Annotated in this window: 15 protein-coding genes; 1 reads left to right on the top strand and 14 read right to left on the bottom strand. The window is 67.0% G+C overall.

The features are described 5' to 3' along the window. Positions 1 to 45 precede the first annotated feature (45 nt). The 8 genes from ACG01O_RS18330 to ACG01O_RS18295 form a co-directional block, all read right to left on the bottom strand. Positions 46 to 1278, bottom strand: a complete 1233-nt coding sequence (locus tag ACG01O_RS18330; RefSeq protein WP_394386845.1) for a phenylacetate--CoA ligase family protein — start codon at positions 1276 to 1278, stop codon at positions 46 to 48. A gap of 101 nt (positions 1279 to 1379) precedes the next feature. Next, positions 1380 to 1679 (bottom strand): hypothetical protein, encoded by a 300-nt coding sequence (locus ACG01O_RS18325; RefSeq protein WP_394386844.1) that lies wholly within the window; start codon positions 1677 to 1679, stop codon positions 1380 to 1382. A gap of 19 nt (positions 1680 to 1698) precedes the next feature. Next, positions 1699 to 2505 (bottom strand): ABC transporter ATP-binding protein, encoded by an 807-nt coding sequence (locus ACG01O_RS18320; protein ID WP_394386843.1) that lies wholly within the window; start codon positions 2503 to 2505, stop codon positions 1699 to 1701. A gap of 649 nt (positions 2506 to 3154) precedes the next feature. After that, complete coding sequence (locus ACG01O_RS18315) at positions 3155 to 4483, bottom strand: ABC transporter substrate-binding protein (RefSeq protein WP_394386842.1); 1329 nt, start codon at positions 4481 to 4483, stop codon at positions 3155 to 3157. A gap of 25 nt (positions 4484 to 4508) precedes the next feature. Continuing rightward, positions 4509 to 5573: a branched-chain amino acid ABC transporter permease gene (locus ACG01O_RS18310; protein WP_394386841.1), complete on the bottom strand. Its 1065-nt coding sequence runs from the start codon at positions 5571 to 5573 to the stop codon at positions 4509 to 4511. Positions 5574 to 5737: 164 nt separating this feature from the next. After that, the gene (locus ACG01O_RS18305; RefSeq protein WP_394386840.1) at positions 5738 to 6667 is read right to left on the bottom strand and encodes a branched-chain amino acid ABC transporter permease; all 930 of its coding nucleotides are present in this window, start codon (positions 6665 to 6667) and stop codon (positions 5738 to 5740) included. A gap of 10 nt (positions 6668 to 6677) precedes the next feature. Beyond that, positions 6678 to 7463, bottom strand: a complete 786-nt coding sequence (locus ACG01O_RS18300) for an ABC transporter ATP-binding protein (protein WP_394386839.1) — start codon at positions 7461 to 7463, stop codon at positions 6678 to 6680. Beyond that, positions 7460 to 9409 (bottom strand): AMP-dependent synthetase/ligase, encoded by a 1950-nt coding sequence (locus ACG01O_RS18295; protein WP_394386838.1) that lies wholly within the window; start codon positions 9407 to 9409, stop codon positions 7460 to 7462. Before ACG01O_RS18295 ends, ACG01O_RS18300 begins: the two co-directional genes overlap by 4 nt. A gap of 129 nt (positions 9410 to 9538) precedes the next feature. Here ACG01O_RS18295 and ACG01O_RS18290 point away from each other — a divergent pair, with 129 nt between their 5' ends. Next, positions 9539 to 10249, top strand: a complete 711-nt coding sequence (locus ACG01O_RS18290) for a Crp/Fnr family transcriptional regulator (protein ID WP_394386837.1) — start codon at positions 9539 to 9541, stop codon at positions 10247 to 10249. Positions 10250 to 10252: 3 nt separating this feature from the next. On the opposite strand, the gene ACG01O_RS18285 is transcribed toward ACG01O_RS18290, so the two are convergent. The 6 genes from ACG01O_RS18285 to ACG01O_RS18260 all read right to left on the bottom strand — a co-directional run bounded on the left by ACG01O_RS18285 (position 10253) and on the right by ACG01O_RS18260 (position 16344). Then, positions 10253 to 10861: a GNAT family N-acetyltransferase gene (locus ACG01O_RS18285; protein WP_394386836.1), complete on the bottom strand. Its 609-nt coding sequence runs from the start codon at positions 10859 to 10861 to the stop codon at positions 10253 to 10255. Between the two features lie 117 nt (positions 10862 to 10978). Further along, the gene (locus ACG01O_RS18280) at positions 10979 to 11824 is read right to left on the bottom strand and encodes an alpha/beta fold hydrolase (protein WP_394386835.1); all 846 of its coding nucleotides are present in this window, start codon (positions 11822 to 11824) and stop codon (positions 10979 to 10981) included. Between the two features lie 177 nt (positions 11825 to 12001). Then, positions 12002 to 13882, bottom strand: a complete 1881-nt coding sequence (htpG, locus tag ACG01O_RS18275) for a molecular chaperone HtpG (RefSeq protein ID WP_394386834.1) — start codon at positions 13880 to 13882, stop codon at positions 12002 to 12004. A gap of 123 nt (positions 13883 to 14005) precedes the next feature. Next, complete coding sequence (locus ACG01O_RS18270) at positions 14006 to 14887, bottom strand: hypothetical protein (protein ID WP_394386833.1); 882 nt, start codon at positions 14885 to 14887, stop codon at positions 14006 to 14008. 7 nt (positions 14888 to 14894) lie between these two features. Next, entirely contained in the window at positions 14895 to 15206 is a 312-nt protein-coding gene (locus ACG01O_RS18265) for a hypothetical protein (protein WP_394386832.1), read from the bottom strand. A gap of 13 nt (positions 15207 to 15219) precedes the next feature. Next, entirely contained in the window at positions 15220 to 16344 is a 1125-nt protein-coding gene (locus tag ACG01O_RS18260) for a 3-deoxy-7-phosphoheptulonate synthase (protein ID WP_394386831.1), read from the bottom strand. Between the last annotated feature and the right edge of the window lie 34 nt (positions 16345 to 16378).

The following is a 16378-nucleotide window of genomic DNA, read 5'->3' as shown; positions in this document are numbered from 1 at the left end:
GGCTCAGGGCAACGGCGCACGCCCTCCCCGCTCGAACTCAAACCGTCAAACCGCGCGACGGTCTTCGATGACCCGACCATCGTTGGGCAGGCTGCCGCGCGGCACCAGGCTCACTTCGCCGCGCAGCTTGGTGATGTCGCGCAGCGTGGCGGCCACCGCCGCGGCGAGGCCTTCGGGGGCACCGTCCGCCTCCACCTGCAAGGTCATGCGGTCGTCGGCCATTTCGCCTTCCACCACCAGCCGCGCGCGGCCCAGCTCGGGGTGGCGCTTCAACACCTCGGCCACCTGGCCAGCATGCACGAACATGCCACGCACCTTGGCGGACTGATCCGCCCGGCCGAGCCAGCCCCGCAGGCGTTGGTTGGTGCGCCCGGTCGCACAGGCGCCGGGCAGCACGGCGGACAGGTCGCCCGTGGCAAAGCGAATCAGCGGATAGCCTGGGCTCAGCGTCGTGACGACGACCTCACCCACCTCGCCGTCGGGCACGGGGTCGCCCGTGCCCGGGCGCACGATCTCGACGATCACGCCTTCGTCCAGCACCAGGCCTTCACGGGCCGACGTTTGGTAGGCAATGAGGCCCAGGTCCGCCGTGGCGTAGCACTGGAACACCTCCACGCCCTGCTCCGCGAACCAAGCGACGAGCGCCGGCGGGCAGGCCTCGCCACTGACCAGGGCATGGCGCAGGCCCAGCGCATGCCCGCCCTCGGCCGCCTTCTCCAGCAGGATGCGCAGCAGGCTGGGCGTGCCGGCATAGGCTTCGGATTGCAGGTCCAGCAGGGCCTGCAGTTGCAGTTCGGTGTTGCCCACGCCGCCGGGAAAGCTGGCGGCCCCGAGTGCCCGCAGGCCGCCTTCCATCATGGCGCCGGCGGGGGTCAGGTGGTAGCTGAAGCCCACATGCGCCAACTCACCGGCGCGGATGCCCGCGGCATGCAGCGCGCGGGCCACGCGCCAGGGGTCGTCGCCCTGCGCAGCGGGCTCGGGCTCGTAGAGCGGGCCCGGCGACTGAAAGACGCGCCGCGGTGCGCCCGAGGCAAAGCCACCGAAGCGCAGCGCCCGTTGGGCGGCTTGCGCGGCGGCGAGGCTACTTTTGCGCGTGAGCGGCAGCGCGGCCAGCGCCGCCCGGGAGGTGACGGCTGCGGCGTCGATGCCCATCAACAACGCCGCATACGCCGGGCACGTGGCCTGCGCATGCGCCACTTGCTGCGGCAGCGCGGCCATCAGTGCGGCCTCGCGGGCAGCGGGGTCGCGGGTTTCCAGTGCGTCGTAGAAGTCATGCATACCGGTTCGCCTTCCAGACAGTCACAGGGCGCCGTGCAAGTGGCTGTGCTTCACCACGGCGAGGCCCCAGCAGCGCCGCGCGCCTTGAAGGCCCTGCCCCATCACTCGTCGTCCTTCCACCGCGTCAGGCGGCGCTTGATTTCGTCCTGCAGCTTGCGCACCTCGGTGGCGGACTTCAGCGTGAACGTGTCCCACTCAGGCGTGCGCGCCGGCCGCTTGGCGAGTTGCAGCTTCACGGTCGCGCCGTCCACCGCCAGCTTGAGCACCACATCGGCACCCAGCATCCAGCCCTCGCCCCGCTCGGTCAGCACGCGCTGATCCCGCACAAAGCGCTTCATCGTCTGCAGCGCCGCATCGGCGTTGAAGGGCGGTGGGGCGATGTCCCAGCTGTCGTCGCTCATGTCGGGTCCTCCTACCCTCTCACGCCAGCCAGCGCTTGCGGCGCTTGTAGCTCTTCACGTCCTTGAAGCTGCGCCGGCCTTCGCCGCCCACGCCGAGGTAGAACTCCTTGACGTCCTCGTTCTCGCGCAAGTCAGCCGCCTTGCCGTCCATGACGACCCGGCCGTTCTCCAGGATGTAGCCGTAGTCGGCGTAGCGCAGCGCCATGCTGGTGTTTTGCTCGGCCAGCAGGAAGGTGGTTCGCTCCTTGGTGTTGAGGTCGCGCACGATCTCGAACACCTCTTCCACGATCTGCGGCGCCAGGCCCATGGAAGGCTCGTCCAGCAGCACCATCTTGGGGTTGGCCATCAGCGCGCGGCCGATGGCGCACATCTGCTGCTCGCCGCCCGAGGTGTAGGCGGCCTGGCTGGTGCGGCGGGTCTTGAGGCGCGGGAAGTAGGCGTAGACCTTCTCAAGCGTCTGCGCCACGGCCGCGCGCCCGTCCTTGCGTGTGTAGGCGCCGGTCATCAGGTTCTCTTCGATGGTGAGGTGCGCGAAGCAGTGGCGCCCTTCCATCACCTGCACCACGCCGCGCTCCACCATGGCCGCAGTGGAGAGCTTTTCGATGCGCTCGCCGCGCAGCTCGATGCTGCCTTTGGTGACCTCACCCCGCTCGCCTTCGAGCAAGTTGGACACCGCGCGCAGCGTGGTGGTCTTGCCCGCACCGTTGCCGCCCAGCAGGGCCACAACGCTGCCTTCCTGCACCTGCAGGGACACGCCTTTGAGCACGAGGATCACGTGGTTGTAGATGACCTCGATGCCGTTGACGTTGAGGAGGGGTGTGCTCATTGGATGGCCTTTGGATCGTCGGCTTGCTGCCCATGCCCGTGCCGGGATTTGCCTTCGGCGAAACCTTCGGTTTTCGCCCCGGCGGGCGACCTACTTTTTGGGCCGCCAAAAAGTAGGCAAAAAGCTCGCCCCGACCGCACCGCCCGCAGCACAGCTGCGGGTTCCCTGCGGTACTCAGGCCTTGAAGCCCCGCGCAAAACTCCCTTCGCTACGCTCCGGTCAAACAGTTGCGCGGAGTCAGTTCTTGAAGTGCGCTGCGCGCACGGCTTCAAGCCGTTCCGTTCCTCGGCGGTGCTACAGGGGCCATACCGAACAGCCGGCGCCAGCCTGCTGGCGGGTTTGGCTGTTGGCTGTTGGGGTTGGCTGTCTCTGGGTTCCCCTTCAAAACCGCTGAGAAGCGCAGGAACCCGGGGCGTGCGCGGAGCGCACTTCAAGGACTGACTCGCGGCGCCTGTTTGAGCAGAGCGTAGCGGCGCGAGTTCGCCGCGGCCCTGGGTTCCGAGCATCGCAAGGCAGCCCGAAGGGCCGGTTTTGCAGGGGCGGCTTCTTTGCCTACTTTCTTGTCCGCACAAGAAAGTAGGTCGCCCGCCGGGGCGAACTCCCGGCATGGGCCTGGGCCACAACCCAAGACAGCGCACAGCCATCGCAATCAGCTCTGGCACTCAGCCGGCGTCCGCCGCGTCAGCTTCTTCTCGCCCGCGTACTTGTCCGCCGCCGCCTTCACCATCGGCTTCAGGATCATCTCGTCCGCCTGGTACCAGTCACTGCTGAAGTTCCACTGCTTGCCATCCCAGGTGTGCACCCGCACCGAGGTGGAGCCCTGGTGGTCGGTGCAGCTGGTGCTGATGGGGCGGATCACGCCGGTCAGGCCCAGAGCGGCGAGCTTCTTGTCGTCCAGGGCCAGGTTCTCCAGGCCCCAGCGCACCTGCTCGCCGGTCATGACCTTGCCCTTGCCATAACGCTCTTGTGCGCGGCGCACGGCCTCCACCGCCAGTGCCTGGATGACCAGCCCGCGGGTGTACAGCACCGAGCCGACTTCGTCCTTCGGGCCTGTGCCCTGGCCCTTCTCGTGCACGAGCTTCAGGATGTCCTGGATCACCTTCGGCGACTGGCCCGAGGTGTTGAGGTTCAGCGCGTTGTAGCCCTTGGCGCCCTCGCCCACGTCCTTCACATCCGGCTCAGCGCCCGACCACCACACGCCGTACATTTTCTCGCGCGGGTAGCCGGTGGCTTGGGCCTCCTTCAACGCGGTGGAGTTCATCACGCCCCAGCCCCACAGCAGCACGTAGTCGGGCCGCTGCTTGCGCACTTCCAGCCAAGCGCTCTTTTGCTCCACGCCCGGCGCGGTGACGGGGATCTTGATCAGCTCGAAGCCGTGCATCTTCTGGCGCTCGTCCAGCAGCGGGATGGGCTCTTTGCCGAAGGGGCTGTCGTGGTAGACCAGCGCGATCTTTTTGCCCTTGAGCTTGTCCAGGCCGCCCTCCTTCTTGCCCAGGTGCTGGATGAGCACATCGGCCGCCGTCCAGTAGCTGCCCATCAGCGGGAAGTTCCAGGCGAACACGCCGCCATCGGCCGAGGCCGAGAGGCCGTAGCCCAGCGTGATGAGCGGGATCTTGTCGTTGGGCACCTTGTCGGTCAGCGCAAAGGTGATGCCGGTGGCCTGCGGGTCGAAGACGCTGGCGCCCTTGCCCTTCAGGCGCTCGTAGCACTCCACGCCCTTGTCGGTGGCGTAGCCGGTCTCGCACTCCTCGAAGGTGAGCTTGACGCCGTTGACGCCGCCGTCACGGGCGTTGATGAGCTTGATGTAGTCCTGCTTGCCGTTGGCCCAGGGCGTGCCGTTGGGCGAGTAGGGGCCGGTGCGGTAGACCAGCAGCGGGAAGAACTGCTCCTTGGCCGAAGCCGGCGCCGCCGGTGCGGCGGACGCAGAACCCCACACGGTGAGGGCGGCCAGGGTGAGGGCGAGTGCCTTGATCTTCATGGGTTGTCTCCTGTCGTCGTTGTGCTCAGTGCGGGAAAGGCCAGAGGCGCAGCTTTTCTTTCAACGTCGCCCACAGCCGCGCCAGGCCGTGGGGCTCCTTGATGAGGAAGAACACGATGAGGGCGCCAAAGATCATCAACGCCAGGTGTGAGGCGGTGGCGGTGTCCATGGGCAGGCCGGTCCAGTAGGGCAGCTTGTCCAGCAGGATGGGCAGCACCACGATGAAGGCCGCGCCGAAGAACGCCCCCGAGATCGAGCCCAGGCCGCCGATGATGACCATGAAGAGCAGGTCGAACGAGCGGTTGATGCCGAAGGCCGCCGGCTCCCACGAACCCAGGTGCACGAAGCCCCACAGCGCCCCGGCCACGCCGATGATGAAGCTGCTGACGGCAAACGCGCTGAGCTTGGCCTGCATGGGCCGGATGCCGATGACGCTGGCGGCCACGTCCATGTCGCGCATCGCCATCCAGCTGCGGCCGATGTGGCCGCGCACCAGGTTCTTGGTGGCCAGCGCGAAGACGACCACGAAGCTCAAGCACAGCAGGTAGCGCGCCGCGGGCGACTCGACACTGAGGCCGAAGAGGTTGAGGTCCGCCACGCCGACCGAGCCCGAGGACGAGTCGTTGGTAACCCACTTCAGCCGCAAGCAGGCCCAGTCCACAAAGAACTGCGCCGCCAGCGTGGCCACGGCCAGGTACAGCCCCTTGATGCGCAGCGACGGCAGGCCGAAGGCCACACCCAGCACCGTGGCGCCCAGCCCGCCGGCCAGCAGCGACACGATCAGCGGCATGCCCTCGACGCGGGCCTGGCAGTTGTAGGCCACGTAGGCCCCCACGGCCATGAAGGCGCCGGAGCCCAGCGAGATCTGCCCGCAGTAGCCCACCAGCACGTTCAGGCCCAGCGCCGCCAGGCTGAGGATGAGGAAGGGAATGAAGATGGCGCGCAACAGGTACTCGCTGGACACCATCGGCACAACCACGAAAGCCGCCGCCAGCAGCAGCGCCATGCCGATGCGGTCCTGCCGGATGGGCAGGATCTGGCTGTCCGCCGGGTAGGAGGTCTTGAACTGACCGTTCTCGCGATAGAGCATGTCTCAGACCCGATCAATGATCTTCTGCCAGTCGCCGGCCCGATGGCCGCCGACTGTCGGCGATCCGCGTCTCGCGCCAGCGCGATCCGCCGACCTTCGATTCCGGTGCGCTTCGCTTGTCTTGCTTCGCAATCCAACCTCCATCGAATCTCGGATTGATCGCGTCAAACGCGATCAATGATCTTTTCGCCGAAGAGGCCCTGGGGCCTGACCAGCAACACCACCAGCACGAGCACATAGCCGAACCAGTATTCGATCCCGCCGCCCATCAAGCTGCCCAGGTAGGCCTCCGACAGCTTCTCGCCCACGCCAATCAGCAGCCCGCCCACGATGGCTCCGGGCACGCTGGTCAGCCCACCCAGGATGACCACCGGCAAGGCCTTCAGCGCCACCAGCGACAGCGAGAACTGCACGCCCAGCTTGCTGCCCCAGATCATTCCGGCCACAAGGGCCACGAAACCTGCCACGCTCCACACGATGACCCAGATGCGCGACAACGGGATGCCGATGCTCTGCGCGGCCTGGTGGTCGTCCGCCACGGCGCGCAGCGCGCGGCCGGTGGCGGTCTTCTGAAAGAAGAGGCTCAAGCCCGCCACGAGTGCGGCGGCGATGAGCGCGGCATAAAGGTCTTCCTTGCTGACGAGGATGCCGCCTTCAAACGTCTGCTCGAACAGGAACATCGGGTCCTTGGGCAGGCCGATGTCGATCTTGTAGATGTCGTTGCCGAAGATCATCTGGCCAGCGCCTTCCAGCAGGTAGGCGATGCCGAGCGTGGCCATCAGCAGCGTCACGCCCTCCTGGTTGACGAGCTTGGACAGCGCCAGCCGCTCCACCAGCCAGGCCACGACCACCATCACCGCCAGCGCGCCGACAAACGCCAGCACGTTCACGAGCAGCTTGCCGTCCAGACCCGTGAACTTCGGGATCCACTCGGCCAAGCGCGCCATGGCGAGGGCTGCGAACAGCACCATCGCACCCTGCGCGAAGTTGAAGACGCCGCTGGCTTTGAAGATCAGCACAAAGCCCAGCGCGATCAGCGAATACAGCATGCCGGACATCAGGCCGCCGATGAGGGTTTCGAGGAATGGTCCCATCACAGCTCCCTCAGTGACCGGCGCCGAGGTAGGCGCGGATCACGTCTTCATTGCTGCGCACCTCGTCCGGCGCGCCGTCACCGATCTTCTTGCCGTAGTCCAGCACCACCACGCGGTCGGAGATGTCCATCACCACGCCCATGTCGTGCTCGATGAGCACGATGGTCGTGCCGAACTCGTCGTTGACGTCGAGGATGAAGCGGCACATGTCCTGCTTCTCTTCCACGTTCATGCCGGCCATGGGTTCGTCCAGCAGCAGCAGGCTGGGCTCCATGGCCAGCGCCCGGCCCAGGTCCACGCGCTTTTGCAGGCCGTAGGGCAGGCGGCCCACGGGCGTCTTGCGGTAGGCCTGGATCTCCAGGAAATCGATGATGCGCTCCACCACCTCACGCTGCGCCGTCTCCTCGCGCCGCGCGGGGCCCAGGTGCAGGGCTTGCGCGAACAGGCCCGTCTTCATGCGCAGGTTGCGACCGGTCATGATGTTGTCCAGCACGCTCATGCCCTTGAAGAGCGCGAGGTTCTGGAAGGTGCGCGCCACGCCCATCTCGGCCACCTGGCGCGGGCTCATGCCGCGGTAGGTTTTGCCGCGCAGCGTGACGGAGCCTTGCTGCGGTTGGTAGACGCCGTTGATGCAGTTGAGCATGGAGCTCTTGCCCGCGCCGTTGGGGCCGATGATGGCCCGCACCTCGTGCTCACGCACGTCGAAGCTGATGTCGGTCAGCGCCTTCACGCCGCCGAACGACAGCGAGATGTTCTTCACCTCGAGGATGACGTCGCCGATCTTCTTGGTGCTCATGCGGCCGCTCCCTTCACTGCGGGAAAGGTGCGCGCCTCGACGATGCGCAGGTCCGCCGCCACCATGGACGTGCGGCCGTCCTCGAACTTCACCTGGGTCTCGATGTACTGCGACACCTTGCCCTCGTAGAGGGCGTCGATCAGCACGCCGTATTTCTCGGCAATCGCGCCGCGGCGCACCTTGCGCGTGCGGGTGAGTTCGCCGTCGTCGGCGTCCAGCTCCTTGTGCAGCACGAGGAAGCGGCTGATCTGGCTGCCCGCCAGCAACTCGTCTTGCGCGAGGTCGGCATTCACCTTCTCCACGCACTCCAGCATCAGCTGGTAGACCTCGGCGCGCTGGGCCAGGTCGGTGTAGCCGGCGTAGGGCAGGTTTCGGCGCTCGGCCCAGTTGCCCACGGCCTCGAAGTCGATGTTGATGAAGGCGCAGACCTTCTCGCGCTTGTCACCAAAGCACACCGCTTCCTTGATGTGCGGGAAGAACTTCAGCTTGTTCTCCACGTATTTGGGCGCAAACATCGCGCCGTCGAAGGGCCCGCCCATCAGGCGACCCACGTCCTTGGCGCGGTCGATGATCTTCAGGTGGCCGCCGGGCGTGAGGAAGCCCGCGTCGCCCGTGTGATACCAGCCCTCGGGCGTCAGCACCTCGGCCGTGGCGGCCTCGTTTTTGTAATAGCCCTTGAGCAGCCCCGGCGAGCGCACCAGCAACTCGCCCGTGTCGCTGAGCTTGATTTCCACGCCGTCGATGGGCACGCCCACCGTGTCGGCTCGCGCCTCGTGGTCGGGCTGCAGGCAGACGAACACGGCCGTTTCGGTCGAGCCGTACAGCTGCTTCAGGTTGATGCCGATGGCGCGGTAGAAGCTGAACAGGTCCGGCCCGATGGCCTCGCCCGCCGTGTAGGCCACGCGCACGCGGCTGAAGCCCAGCGTGTTGCGCAGCGGGCCGTAGATGAGCAGGTCGCCGAGCGCGTAGGCCAGCCGGTCCACAAAACCGACCGACTCGCCATCCATCAGCGTCGGCCCCACGCGGCGGGCCAGCCTCATGCAGCGGTCGAAAAGCCAGCGCTTGGGCGCCGAGGCGTCTTCCATGCGGATCATCACCGTCGTCAGCAGGCCCTCGAACACGCGCGGTGGCGCGAAGTAGTAGGTGGGGCCCACCTCCTTCAGGTCGATGCTGACGGTGGACGCCGACTCCGGGCAGTTCACCACGTAGCCGCAGGCCAGCCACTGCGCAAAGCTGAAGATGTTTTGCCCGATCCAGGCCGGCGGCAGGTAGGCCAGCACTTCTTCGGCGGCTGTGAGTTTGTCGAACCGCTGGCCGGCGCGGGCACGGTCGATCAGTGTGGCGTGGGTGTGGATCACGCCCTTGGGGTTGCCGGTGGTGCCGGAGGTGAAAAACAGCGCCGCCACGTCGCCCGCCTGCCCGGCGGCCACTTCGGCAGCAAAGTGCCCCGGGCGGTCCGCGCCATGCGCGCGGCCTTGCGCGGCCAGGTCGTCCAGCGAGGCCAGGCCCGGCTCGTCGTAGTTGCGCAGGCCGCGCGGGTCGTCAAACCAGATGCGCTTGAGCTGCGGGCATTTCTCGCGCAGCTCCAGCAGCTTGTCGACCTGCTCCTGGTCCTCCACGATGGCGAAGGCGATCTCGGCGTTGTTCAGCGGGAAGACGAACTCGGCCGCCACCGCGTCTTGGTACAGCGGCACCGGCACCGCGCCCAGGGCCTGCGCGGCCAGCATGCTGGCGTAGAGCCGGGGGCGGTTTTCACCGACGACGACGATGTGCTCGCCCCGCCGCAGGCCGGCCGCTGCCAGCCCCAAGGCCAGGTCTTGCACCAGCGCGGCCAGTTGGGCCCAGGAGAGGGTCTGCCAAACGCCGAATGCCTTCTCACGCAAGGCCGGCGCGTCGGGCCGTTTCGCGGCGTGGTCCAGCAGGAGCCGAGGGAAGGTGTCCACCAAGCTGTCTCCGTTGCGGAGGCTCAGGCCCCCGTCTGTGAGCCCATTCTGGGGATTACTTTGACGCCCATCTGTCCGTACGACGACAATTTACGGGCTTTCACGGGCCAGACTTTCCCGCACCTGCAGCCAATGGGCGACACCCCCCTCCCCTTGCGCCAACGCGCGCGCCGCCCCACGCCGGACGAGCTGGAGGCGATTCCGTGGCTGAAGCTGCTGGACGGCGACCTGCGCGAGCGCGCGCTGGCCACGCTGGAGGTGGGGGACGCCCAGCCCGGCGAGCGGCTGTGCCGCATCGGCCGGCCGGCCAACTTCTGGTTCGGCGTGGTGGACGGCCTGCTGAAGATGAACAACGACGACAGCACCGGCCAGGCCGTCACCTTCACCGGCGTGCCGCCCGGCGGCTGGTTCGGCGAGGGCACGCTGCTCAAGCGCGAGGTCTACCGCTACAACATCCAGGCCCTGCGGCCGAGCATCGTGGCCGGCCTGCCCATCGACAGCTTCCACGCGCTGCTGGACGGCAGCATCGCGTTCAACCGCTTCGTGCTGGACCAGCTCAACGAGCGCCTGGGCCAGTTCATCGCCGCGCGCGAGACCGACCGCATCCACGACCCCGACGTGCGCGTGGCGCGCAACCTGGCCGCGCTCTTCCACCCCACGCTCTACCCGGGCGTGGGCAACTGGCTGCGCATCACGCAGCAGGAGCTGGGCTACTTGGTGGGCCTGTCACGCCAGCGGGTGAACCAGGCGCTGCACCGGCTGGGCGATGCGGGCTTGATCCGCATCGAGTACGGCGGCCTGCGGGTGCTGGACCTGCAGGGCTTGCGCCGCTTCGGCGTCTGAGCGTCAGGCGGCGAAGGCCACCACTTCCGGCTCGCTGGGCGGCAAGGTGGCCCAGCGGTCGGCGCGCAGTTCGTACAGCAGGGCTGCCGCGCTGCCCGGGCCGTCGGCCAGCGTGCCCTTCAGGCGCAGCCCCAAGCCTTCCAGCGTCTTGCGTGTGGGCGCGTTGTTGGGCAGCACCGCTGCCACCACGCTGCCTTCATGGCGCTGATCGAACGCCTGCTGGATGGCGAACTGCAGCATCTCTGACGCCAGCCCCCGCCCCCAGGCCTGCGGCGTGATGCGGTAGTACAGGTACAGGCCCGCGTGGTCCGCCACGCGGCGGTTCATCAGGCCCCCGAAGCCGATCAGCGTCTCGGGCGCCTCGCGCTCGGCAATCGCCCAGTGGCCAAAGCCGTGCTGCCGCCAGTGGTCGATCCAGCCGTCCAGCTGTGCTGCCACGGCCGCCTGGCCCTGGGGCGTGGCGGCGGCGCAGAACCGGTTCACGGCCGGGTCGGCGTGCAACGCGGCCAGCGTGTCCAGGTCAGTCACCCGGGGCGGTCGCAACACGAGGCGACGGGTCACCAAGGCGGTCGGCCCGGCACTGGCGGGCTCGCGGAACTCACTGGACAGCATGAAATCGCAAGAATCCGTAAAAACCCTAGGAGGGTAGCCGCAGGCTGGCGGGGGCGAAAGCCCAGGGCAGGGGGAGTTGTAGCAAAACCGTAACAAAACCACGTAAAGCCAGCCGGGTCATCGTGGCGTCGCCTCGGCTTTTCGGGCGGCCCGGGCCAGCGCTTGCAGTTCCTCGGCCACGACGCCGGGCTGGTCTTTCTGGATGTAGTGCCCCGCGCCCGCCACCTGACGGCGGGAAATGCCGGGCACCCACGCCGCCCAGGCCAGTTCCAACTGGCGCACCAAGGCCTCGAAGTCGCCTCGCTCCGCCAGGCTGAAATCGGAGCGCACCAGCAGCCGCGCCGGCACCGCGAGCGGCGGCAGGGCCTGCAACTCGGCAATGCACGCCGGCTGGGCTTGGGCGTCGAACTCCGCCCGCATCGTGCGGCTGAACACCGTGGCGCGCAGACCGGTCGCCAAACGCGCCGCGGCCGGCGCCTCGCGCTGCATGCGCGCCCAGTGGTCGGGGTGGGTCGGGTCCACCAGCAGCAGGCCGGCCACCTCTTGCGGGTACAGGTGGGCGAACGCCAGCTGGTACAGCCCGCCGATGGAGTGCCCCACCAGCAGGAACGGCGGCTTCACGCCGGCTGCCTGCAGCGTGGCGTGCAGCTCGCGCGCCAGCGTGCAGGGGTCGCGCGGCCCGGCGGGCTCCGCGCTGCTGTCGCCATAGCCCGGGCGGTCATGCGCGAACACCGCCAGGCCGGGCGTGACCTGCTCGATCACCCCCGCCCAGACCGCCTTGCCATCGCCCAGCCCGGCCTGGAACACGGCCACCGGCGGGCTCCCGCCTGCTTGCACGAACGCCGTGCGCTGCCCGTTCACCTCCACCGAACGGGTGGGCGGCAGGCTGGCGCAGCCGCTCAGCAACCCACTCAGTGACCCACTCAGCAACGCACCCAGCAACGTGCTGAGGGGCGCGCTCATCCGCTGGGTTCGACCCAGGGCGCTGCGGGTGCGAAAGGCATGTCTCATGCAACCCAGCCTAACCCACGGTTTTTGCAGCGCCGTGATGGCGGCCAGCCTGCAACGACAAGGGGCCGCTCGCGGCGGCCCCTTCGGTGTGGCGGGCGCCGGGAACCCCAGCGCACCGGCTCGGCGGCGTCAGCCGATCAGCAGCGCATTGATGCGCTTCACGTAGGCGGCCGGGTCTTCCAGGTGCCCGCCTTCGGCCAGCACGGCCTGGTCGAACAGCACCTGGGCCAGGTCGTCGAAGTGGGCGCTGCCGTCCAGCTTCTTCACCAAAGCGTGCTCGGCGTTGATCTCCAGCGTCGGCAGCGACACCGGCGCGCTCTGGCCGGCTTGCTTCAGCAGGCGCGCCAGATGGCCGCTCACGTCGCCCTCTTCCACCACGATGCAGGCCGGCGAGTCCACCAGGCGGGTCGTCACGCGCACGTCCTTGGCGCGGTCCTTCAGCGCGTCCTTCAGCTTGTCCAGCAGGGGCTTGAAGGCTTCGGCCGTCTCTTCGGCCTTCTTCTTCTCGTCTTCGTCCTGCAGCTTGCCCAGGTCCACAGCGCCCTTGGCGACGGACTGCAGTTGCTTGCCGTCGAACTCGTACAGGTGGCTGAGCATCCACTCGTCCACGCGGTCCACCAGCAGCAGCACCTCGATGCCCTTCTTGCGGAAGATCTCCAGCTGCGGGCTGTGCTTGGCAGCGGCCAGGCTGTCGGCGGTGATGTAGTAGATGGTTTCCTGGCCGTCCTTCATGCGGCTCACGTAGTCCGCCAGGCTCACACCTTCGTCGGCGTGGGTGGAGGCGAAGCGGAACAGCTTGGCCAGGCGTTCCTGGTTGGCGTGGTCTTCGCCAATGCCTTCCTTCAGCACCTGGCCGAAGTCCTTCCAGAACGCCGCGTATTTGGCGCGTTCGGCTTCGTCCTCGCTGTTGGCCAGGCTCTCCAGCATGCCCAGGACGCGCTTGGTGGAGCCCTCGCGGATGGCGCGCACGTCGCGGCTTTCCTGCAGCAGCTCACGGCTCACGTTCAGCGGCAGGTCGGCCGAGTCGATCACGCCCTTCACGAAGCGCAGGTACACCGGCATCAGCGCCTCGGCGTCGTCCATGATGAAGACGCGCTTCACGTACAGCTTCACGCCACCGCGCTTGTCGCGGTTCCACAGGTCGAACGGCGCCTTGGCCGGGATGTACAGCAGCTGCGTGTACTCGCTGCGGCCTTCCACGCGGTTGTGCGTGTGGGCCAGCGGCGCTTCGGTGTCGTGGCTGATCTGCTTGTAGAACTCGTCGTACTGCTCTTGCGTGATCTCGCTCTTGGAGCGACTCCACAGCGCCGACGCCTTGTTCACCGGCTCCCACTCGTCCGTCACCACCTGCTTGGCGGCCTCGGCGTCCCAGGTCTCCTTCTTCATCAGGATGGGCAGGGAGATGTGGTCGCTGTACTTGGCGATGGTGCTCTTGACGCGCCAGGTCTTGAGGAACTCCTCCTCGCCCTCGCGCAGGTGCAGGATGACGTCCGTGCCACGGCCCGCCTTGGTGATGGTTTCCAGCTCGTACTCGCCCGTGCCTTCGCTGCTCCAGCGCACGCCCTGGTCGGCACCCAGGCCCGCGCGGCGGGTCTCCACCGTGATGCGGTCGGCCACGATGAAGCCGCTGTAGAAGCCCACGCCGAACTGGCCGATCAGCTGCGCGTCCTTCTTCTGGTCGCCTTCCAGCTTGGCCATGAACTCGCGCGTGCCGCTCTTGGCGATGGTGCCGAGGTGGGCGGCCGCCTCTTCGGCGCTCATGCCGATGCCGTTGTCGCTGATGGTCAGCGTCTTGGCTTCTTCGTCGAAGCTGACACGCACTTCCAGATTGGGCGTGTCCTCGAACAACGCGGCGTTGTCCAGCGCCTCGAAGCGCAGCTTGTCGCAGGCGTCGCTGGCGTTGCTCACCAGCTCGCGCAGGAAGATTTCCTTGTTCGAGTACAGGCTGTGGGTGACGAGGTGCAGGATCTGCTTGACTTCGGCCTGGAAGGCATGGGTTTGCTTGGTCATGGTGCGGGTCACGCAAAGAGATGAAAGAGAGCAGCCGACGAGCGATTCGCTCTCCCGAGGCCCCACGTTTTGCGGGCAGATATCAGTATTTCAAGTGCTTGGATCGCAAGAAACGCGGCTCCATCACGCGCACAGTTTGCCGAGAAGTCCCGTCAGGCAGCGAGGAAGTGCCCATGACTTGTCCCTATCCAACCACTCATAGAACGCTTTGGCCATCCGAAGTCCCAAAGCAAAGGCCACCCCAAATGCGACAAAGTAAAACCTCCATGACTCCCACGGGTGCAGGTCACGGTAGTTGGCGGCTCGTTCCTTTCGGTCATCATGAACCTGTGACCGGATAGACCGCATCTGGCTGGGCAGAATGAGCTCGTGGTTTTCACTCAGCGAATAGAAATCATTAAGCAGGGAGTCCCTGGTCACCTCAAGCCGACAGTGTTCCAAGCCGCAAGCTAATAGTGCGCCCCCGCGGGCCGCCATGGATTCAGCCTGACAGATCGCTGCGACCGCCCCCCCGCAGCCTGCCGCCATTGATTTAACTTGTGCCGAACGAAACCGATTGATGGACTCGGCCAACTGGCGGGCCGCCGCGCAGCCTTCTCCCCGTTGGGCCTTCTCGCTGGCCTGCGGACAGTTGATTGCCAGAACAGGGCGAGCCTCAAGGCTCAGGATCTGATGTTCGATCAGCGACTTCCGAATGTTGCTTTCCGCCACTTCCAGAGTCCACAAGCGTGCACCTGACTGAACAACCGTGCTCAGCAACGCGCAGACGGCCACTGCGTTCCACAGGAAGTCGTAACGCGCCACCAACGCCTGGCGAATTGCCGCCTGCGTGCTGTGAAACACCAACACCGTACCTACCCAGAACGAGAAGGTTAGGACACAAAGATATGCCCAGAAACTGAAGAACGAACCGTCCCTACCCCAGAAGCAAAAAGCCGCCCAGACCCCTATCCCTAACAGCACCACCACCCGACAGAAAAGGGCCCAGCTCAGGTTGAACCGCACCCCCATGTCAGTAAGACACCGCCTGGCGGGCCACGTCCACCTTGACGAGCGCCTTTGACAGCGCGCCGGACACCGCCCGGGCGTAGTCCAGCGCCCAGGCCGCGTCGGCAAAGCCGCTGGGGCCGGCGCCGGCCGCAACCTGGATCACCTTGTCGGCCAGCAGCACCTTGCCGCTGCCGCGCAGCGGTTCGCATTCCATGCGAACGAACTGCTCGTCCAGCCAGCGGCGGGCGGCCTCGAAGCTCAACACTTCGGCGCCGTCGAGCTGCAGCTCGACGGGGGCGCCGGTCTCGAAGATGACGGTGATGCGGGCTTGCATGGCCCGGATTGTGTCAGCGCCGCGCCTTCACGGCCTGGCTCAGCACGTCCAGCACGGCCAGCGAGTCGTCCCAGCCCAGGCAGGCGTCGGTGATGCTCTTGCCGTATTCCAGGCCCGCCGGGTCGTCCTTGCCTGGGGTGAACTTCTGGGCGCCGTCGTTCAGGTGGCTTTCCACCATCACGCCGAAGATGCTGTTGCTGCCCTCGCGCATCTGGCCGGCGATGTCCCGCGCCACGTCCAGCTGGCGCTGGTGCTGCTTGCTGCTGTTGGCGTGCGAGCAGTCCACCATCAGGCGCTGCGGCAGCTTGGATTTCTCCAGGTCGGCGCAGGCCTCGGCCACGCTCTTGGCGTCGTAGTTCGGCGCCTTGCCGCCGCGCAGGATGACGTGGCAGTCGGCATTGCCGCGCGTCTCGACGATGGCGACCTGGCCGTTCTTGTGCACGGACAGGAAGTGGTGGCCGCGTGCGGCGGCCTGAATCGCGTCGGTCGCAATCTTGATGTTGCCGTCTGTGCCATTCTTGAAGCCGATGGGCGCCGACAGGCCCGAGGCCAACTCGCGGTGCACCTGGCTCTCGGTCGTGCGCGCGCCGATGGCACCCCAGGCGATCAGGTCACCGATGTACTGCGGCGAGATCACGTCCAGGAACTCGGAGCCCGCCGGCATGCCCAGCCGGTTGATCTCCAGCAGCAGCTGACGGGCGATGCGCAGGCCTTCGTCGATGCGGTAGCTCTCGTCCAGGTAGGGGTCGTTGATGAGGCCCTTCCAGCCCACCGTGGTGCGCGGCTTCTCGAAGTACACGCGCATGACGATTTCCAGCGTGTCGGCGTACTTCTCGCGCTGCTCCTTCAGGCGGCGGGCGTACTCGATGGCGGCCGTCGGGTCGTGAATGGAGCACGGGCCGATGACGACGAGCAGCCGGTCGTCCTCCTGGCTCATGATCTTGCGGATGCGCTGGCGCGTCTGGCTGATCAGGCCTTCCATGGCCGTGCCGCGGATGGGGAAGAAGCGGATCAGGTGCTCCGGCGGCGGCAGCGGGGTCACGTCGACGATGCGCTCGTCGTCGGTGGCGCTGGTCTTGTCGTCCTGCGAGTACCAGCGCTGGGCTTCGGGCTGGACGGTGGAGAGTTTGGCGTTCATCGGGGCACCTCAGGGAAAGACAAACAAAGGCCGA

Source organism: Pelomonas baiyunensis, from assembly GCF_043555935.1.
Lineage (GTDB): Bacteria > Pseudomonadota > Gammaproteobacteria > Burkholderiales > Burkholderiaceae_C > Pelomonas > Pelomonas baiyunensis.
The sequence above is the reverse complement of the archived record's forward strand: the minus strand, read 5'-3'. Positions and strand labels throughout refer to the sequence as shown.

Coding starts and splice junctions, on each gene's coding strand:
- ACG01O_RS18330 (WP_394386845.1), bottom strand. CDS start 1,278: ATGCATGACTTCTACGACGCACTGGAAACCCGCGACCCCGCTGCCCGC.
- ACG01O_RS18325 (WP_394386844.1), bottom strand. CDS start 1,679: ATGAGCGACGACAGCTGGGACATCGCCCCACCGCCCTTCAACGCCGAT.
- ACG01O_RS18320 (WP_394386843.1), bottom strand. CDS start 2,505: ATGAGCACACCCCTCCTCAACGTCAACGGCATCGAGGTCATCTACAAC.
- ACG01O_RS18315 (WP_394386842.1), bottom strand. CDS start 4,483: ATGAAGATCAAGGCACTCGCCCTCACCCTGGCCGCCCTCACCGTGTGG.
- ACG01O_RS18310 (WP_394386841.1), bottom strand. CDS start 5,573: ATGCTCTATCGCGAGAACGGTCAGTTCAAGACCTCCTACCCGGCGGAC.
- ACG01O_RS18305 (WP_394386840.1), bottom strand. CDS start 6,667: ATGGGACCATTCCTCGAAACCCTCATCGGCGGCCTGATGTCCGGCATG.
- ACG01O_RS18300 (WP_394386839.1), bottom strand. CDS start 7,463: ATGAGCACCAAGAAGATCGGCGACGTCATCCTCGAGGTGAAGAACATC.
- ACG01O_RS18290 (WP_394386837.1), top strand. CDS start 9,539: ATGGGCGACACCCCCCTCCCCTTGCGCCAACGCGCGCGCCGCCCCACG.
- ACG01O_RS18285 (WP_394386836.1), bottom strand. CDS start 10,861: ATGCTGTCCAGTGAGTTCCGCGAGCCCGCCAGTGCCGGGCCGACCGCC.
- ACG01O_RS18280 (WP_394386835.1), bottom strand. CDS start 11,824: ATGAGCGCGCCCCTCAGCACGTTGCTGGGTGCGTTGCTGAGTGGGTCA.
- htpG (WP_394386834.1), bottom strand. CDS start 13,882: ATGACCAAGCAAACCCATGCCTTCCAGGCCGAAGTCAAGCAGATCCTG.
- ACG01O_RS18265 (WP_394386832.1), bottom strand. CDS start 15,206: ATGCAAGCCCGCATCACCGTCATCTTCGAGACCGGCGCCCCCGTCGAG.
- ACG01O_RS18260 (WP_394386831.1), bottom strand. CDS start 16,344: ATGAACGCCAAACTCTCCACCGTCCAGCCCGAAGCCCAGCGCTGGTAC.